General features: G+C 69.9%; 3 protein-coding genes. 1 reads left to right on the top strand and 2 read right to left on the bottom strand.

Annotated elements, in window-relative coordinates:
• Positions 1–491: anti-sigma factor (locus G6027_RS11005; protein ID WP_182637217.1), on the top strand; the 491-nt coding region annotated here is incomplete at its 5' end.
• Between the two features lie 123 nt (positions 492–614).
• Here the strand turns inward: G6027_RS11005 and G6027_RS11000 are convergent.
• Positions 615–1,889, bottom strand: coding sequence for a class I SAM-dependent methyltransferase (locus tag G6027_RS11000; RefSeq protein WP_182637218.1), 1,275 nt, complete (start codon positions 1,887–1,889; stop codon positions 615–617).
• A gap of 11 nt (positions 1,890–1,900) precedes the next feature.
• Positions 1,901–3,373, bottom strand: coding sequence for an FAD-binding oxidoreductase (locus G6027_RS10995; protein ID WP_182637216.1), 1,473 nt, complete (start codon positions 3,371–3,373; stop codon positions 1,901–1,903).
• Between the last annotated feature and the right edge of the window lie 446 nt (positions 3,374–3,819).

Below are 3,819 nucleotides of genomic sequence, written 5' to 3'. Positions count from 1 at the left end.
TCCCCGGGCCGTGGACCTTCGTCGCCACCGCGGCGGCGGCCATCCTGCTGGTGGCTGCCGGTGTGACCGTCGGCCGACTGACGGGGGGCGCGGCGCCGGAGGACAACCTGCCGGTCGCCTCTCCGCCCGCCGCGACGATGCCGGACGAGGTCACCTCCCTGCTCACGGCGCCTGACCTCGAGGTGTCCCGCGGTCAGGTGGGCGGCACCGGCAGCGCGACGGTGCTCGCGTCCATGTCTGCCGACATGGCGGTGATCTCCATGACCGGGATCCCGGAGCCGGCCGAGGGCCGCGCCTACCAGCTGTGGCTCATGGGTCCGGATCACGATCCCATCCCGGCGGGGACGATGGAGTCCGGCGAGGTGGGCCCGTCCCCCTCCGCCGAGCTCAGCGGGATCCGCAACTCCGCTCAGATCGGGATCACCGAGGAGCCCGCGGGCGGTTCCCCGGCTCCCACCGGCCAGGTCCTGCTGGCGCTCGACCTGGCCTGAGTGCACGGCCTGGACCGGGTGCGTGAGATGGTCCGGGTGCGTGAGATGGTCCGGGCCACGGGCCGGTCCATCAGTGGGCACGGACCGTGGCCCGGACGGGGTCGGCAGCTCAGGGCCGGCGGCTCACGCCTGCCACCACTGCCGTAGGGGAACATCCCAGGTCATGGCGTCGCCGAGTCGGACGGCCAGGATCTGATGAAGCTGGATCTTGTTGTGCTCGAAGCCGTACTGACAGGCACCCATGTAGAGCCCCCACAATTTGGCCATGGGTTCGCCGACCTCCTCGACCGCCTCGTCCCAGTGCTCGACCAGGTTCGCGCACCAGTCGCGCAGCGTGAACGCGTAGTGCTGGCGGAGGTTCTCCTCGTGGACCACCTCGAACCCGGCGTTCTCCGCCTCGAGGTGGACGGTCCCGGCGCCGGCCAGCTCGCCGTCGGGGAAGATGTACCGGTCGATGAAGGCGCCCGCCTTGACCGAGCGTGAGTTGTCCGGGCGGGTGATGCAGTGGTTGAGCAGTCGACCCCCCGGCTTCAGGTAGCCGTGTAGTCGGGTGAAGTAGTCGTGGTAGTTCCTGCGCCCGATGTGCTCGGTGATGCCGATGGAGCTGACCGCGTCGAAGTCCCGCTCGGGCACGTCGCGGTAGTCTATCAGCCGTACCTCGGCGAGCTCTCCCAGCCCCTGGGCCCGGATCGCGGCCTGTCCCCACTCGACCTGCTCGCGAGACAATGTCACGCCGATCGCCCGGACCCCCCGGGCGGCCGCGTACCGCACCATCCCGCCCCACCCGCACCCCACGTCGAGCAGACGGTCCCCCGCCTTCAACCCGAGCTTGTCGAACACCAGGCGGTACTTGTTCTCCTGCGCCTCCTCCAGGGAGACCCGGGCATCGGGGTAGCAGGCGCAGGTGTAGGTCATGGAGGGCCCGAGGATCCACTCGTAGAAGCGGTTGGACACGTCGTAGTGGTAGCTCACGACCTCCGAGTCCCGCTTCTTGGAGTGCCTGCGCATGCCGTGCGCGACGCGGCGCCACGCCGCGGGCACCTCCTGCTCGGGGATCGGCAGCATCGTGATGTTCTCGCGCCCGATCGAGCGGGCGATGCGTGCCATCGTGCGCAGGTCCGGCGTGTGCGTCATGGTCTTGCGGAAGACCTCGAGCGCACCGAACACGTCATGCGGTGCACCGGGATGCACCCCGTCGACCTCCAGCTCACCCGTGAGATAGGCGCGGGCCAGGCCGAGGTCACCCGGAGCGGTGACGACGTACTGCAGTGCCTTCTGACTCGTCAGGCGTAGCACCAGCTCGCTGTTCTCCGGGCCGAACGCCGACCCGTCGTAGGCCTCGATCCGCAGGGGTGGCTCCCCCGTCGCGAACGCGGCGACGATCTCGCCGATGGTCATCCTGCTCGTGGTCACCGTGCACCCACCGCCTTGTCATAGAGGGTCGCGAAGCGGCCCTGGGGATCGAATCGCGTCTTGAGCAGTGCCGCCTGCTCGCCGCCGTAGAGCTGGTCGAACTCCTCGCGGGAGTAGAAGACCTCGGAGTAGAGCGACTTGTGCCCGCCGAGACGGGAGACCGCCTTCTCGATGCGCCGGTTCCACGCCCCCTCGGCCATTCCCGGCTCGATCGGGGCGGAGGACCAGAACCCGATGTTGACGTACGTGGTGTCGGGCGCCAGCGGGTACAGGGGCCACGGCCGGTCCGAGGCCGGTCCGCCTCCCGACGTCGGCGCCGGGGTGCGCTCGCGAAGCCGCAGCGGGCACACCCACAGGGGTTCGATGGGCACCTCGCGCAGGAACCACTCGAGGAACTCGGCGGTGCGGTCGATGGTCACCTCGACGTCCTGGACGACGCGTTCGCGCGGCCCCTCGCCCTTGAGCGCGCCGATCCTGTTGCCCAGGTCGTAGTGGTGATCCAGTCCGATGACCTTCCAGTACGCCGACGACCTCAGCAGCTGTTGCGGCCACCACCGGCGGATGCCGGGGTTCTGCACCCCGAACGCGCGCGAGCACCAGAACCAGTCGGTGTCCCAGCGCCACAGGTAGTCGCGGATGGTCAACCGGTCGTGAGCCACCGATCCGGCGGGTCCGCCGTGCTGGATCGACCGGTAGTAGATCGCCTGCTTGTCCCGCACTCCCGTGTAGTCCGAGACGGGACCGGGCTGGTCGGTCCGCCGCCCCAGGGTCAGGTAGGACTCGCCCGCCGAGAAGACGACCCCGTCCAGGAAGTCGACCTCCTCGTCGTCGTACGACCCGGACTCGCTGATCCGCGCCAGCCCATCGGTGAGCGCGGCGAGGGAGTCGAACCGGACGTGGCGCAGTTCGACATAGCGCGCCACGGGTTCGAGCTCGATGCGCAACCGCACGGCGTAGCCGAGCGAACCGTAGGAGTTGGGGAACCCGCGGAAGAGCTCGCGCTCGCGGTCCGTGCCGTCGGGGCGGGCGGTGACGATCTCGCCCGTCCCGATGAGCACGTCCATCTCCAGCACCGACTCGTGGGGCAGCCCCAGCCGGAAGGAGCTGGACTCGATGCCCAGGCCGGTCACCGCACCGCCGAGGGTGATGGTCTTGAGCTGCGGCACCACATACGGCATCAGCCCGTACGGCAGGGTGGCGTCCACCAGGTCCTCGTACGTGCACATGCCCTGCACGTCGACCGTGCGGGCGTCGGGATCCACGGAGACCACGCGCGTCAGGCCGGTGGTGTCGAGACCGGGCGACGACGACGAGGCGCGCGGCCTGAAGAGGTTGGACGTCTTCTTGGCCAACCGGACGGGCTCACCCCGGGGGACCGCCTCGAAACTGGCCAGGAGTCGACGAACACCCTCCTCGTGGCGCCGGGGTCCGACGATCAGCGATCCGGACAGACGACCATGAGCGCCCATGCGTCCCACCCTAGTAGCGGTCGGCGAGCAACGGAGTTGATCCGGCCGCGGCTCACCCCGACGGCCCGGACACGGGATGCCCGCCGCCTCGGCGAACGAGGCGCGCTGACGGCGTGTGTCCCGTCTCGAACACGTCTCGATTGTGACACCGGTCATATCGCGCGAGCCAAACGGTCCCGCCGTCGGCGGTCGCTTACGTAGCCTTCCCCGCATACCGACCCCCGCACCCGTATTCACCGGTGCATCCACGCTGGTGCATCCACGCTGGTGCATCTACACCGAGGAGGGCCCGCCATGACCGCACGTGCACACCGAGCCGACCACGCCACCAGGAGCGACCGCGACACCCGTCCGGGTCGCCGTCGTGCGGTCGCCGCGGCGTCGGGATTCGCCGCGCTCGCCCTGGTCCTCGGGGCCTGCGGCGAGGAGGGGACGGCGGAGGACGC

Source organism: Dietzia sp. SLG310A2-38A2 (assembly GCF_014145095.1).
Classification (GTDB): domain Bacteria; phylum Actinomycetota; class Actinomycetes; order Mycobacteriales; family Mycobacteriaceae; genus Dietzia.
The sequence above is the reverse complement of the archived record's forward strand: the minus strand, read 5'-3'. Positions and strand labels throughout refer to the sequence as shown.

Coding starts and splice junctions, on each gene's coding strand:
- G6027_RS11000 (WP_182637218.1), bottom strand. CDS start 1,889: ATGACCATCGGCGAGATCGTCGCCGCGTTCGCGACGGGGGAGCCACCC.
- G6027_RS10995 (WP_182637216.1), bottom strand. CDS start 3,373: ATGGGCGCTCATGGTCGTCTGTCCGGATCGCTGATCGTCGGACCCCGG.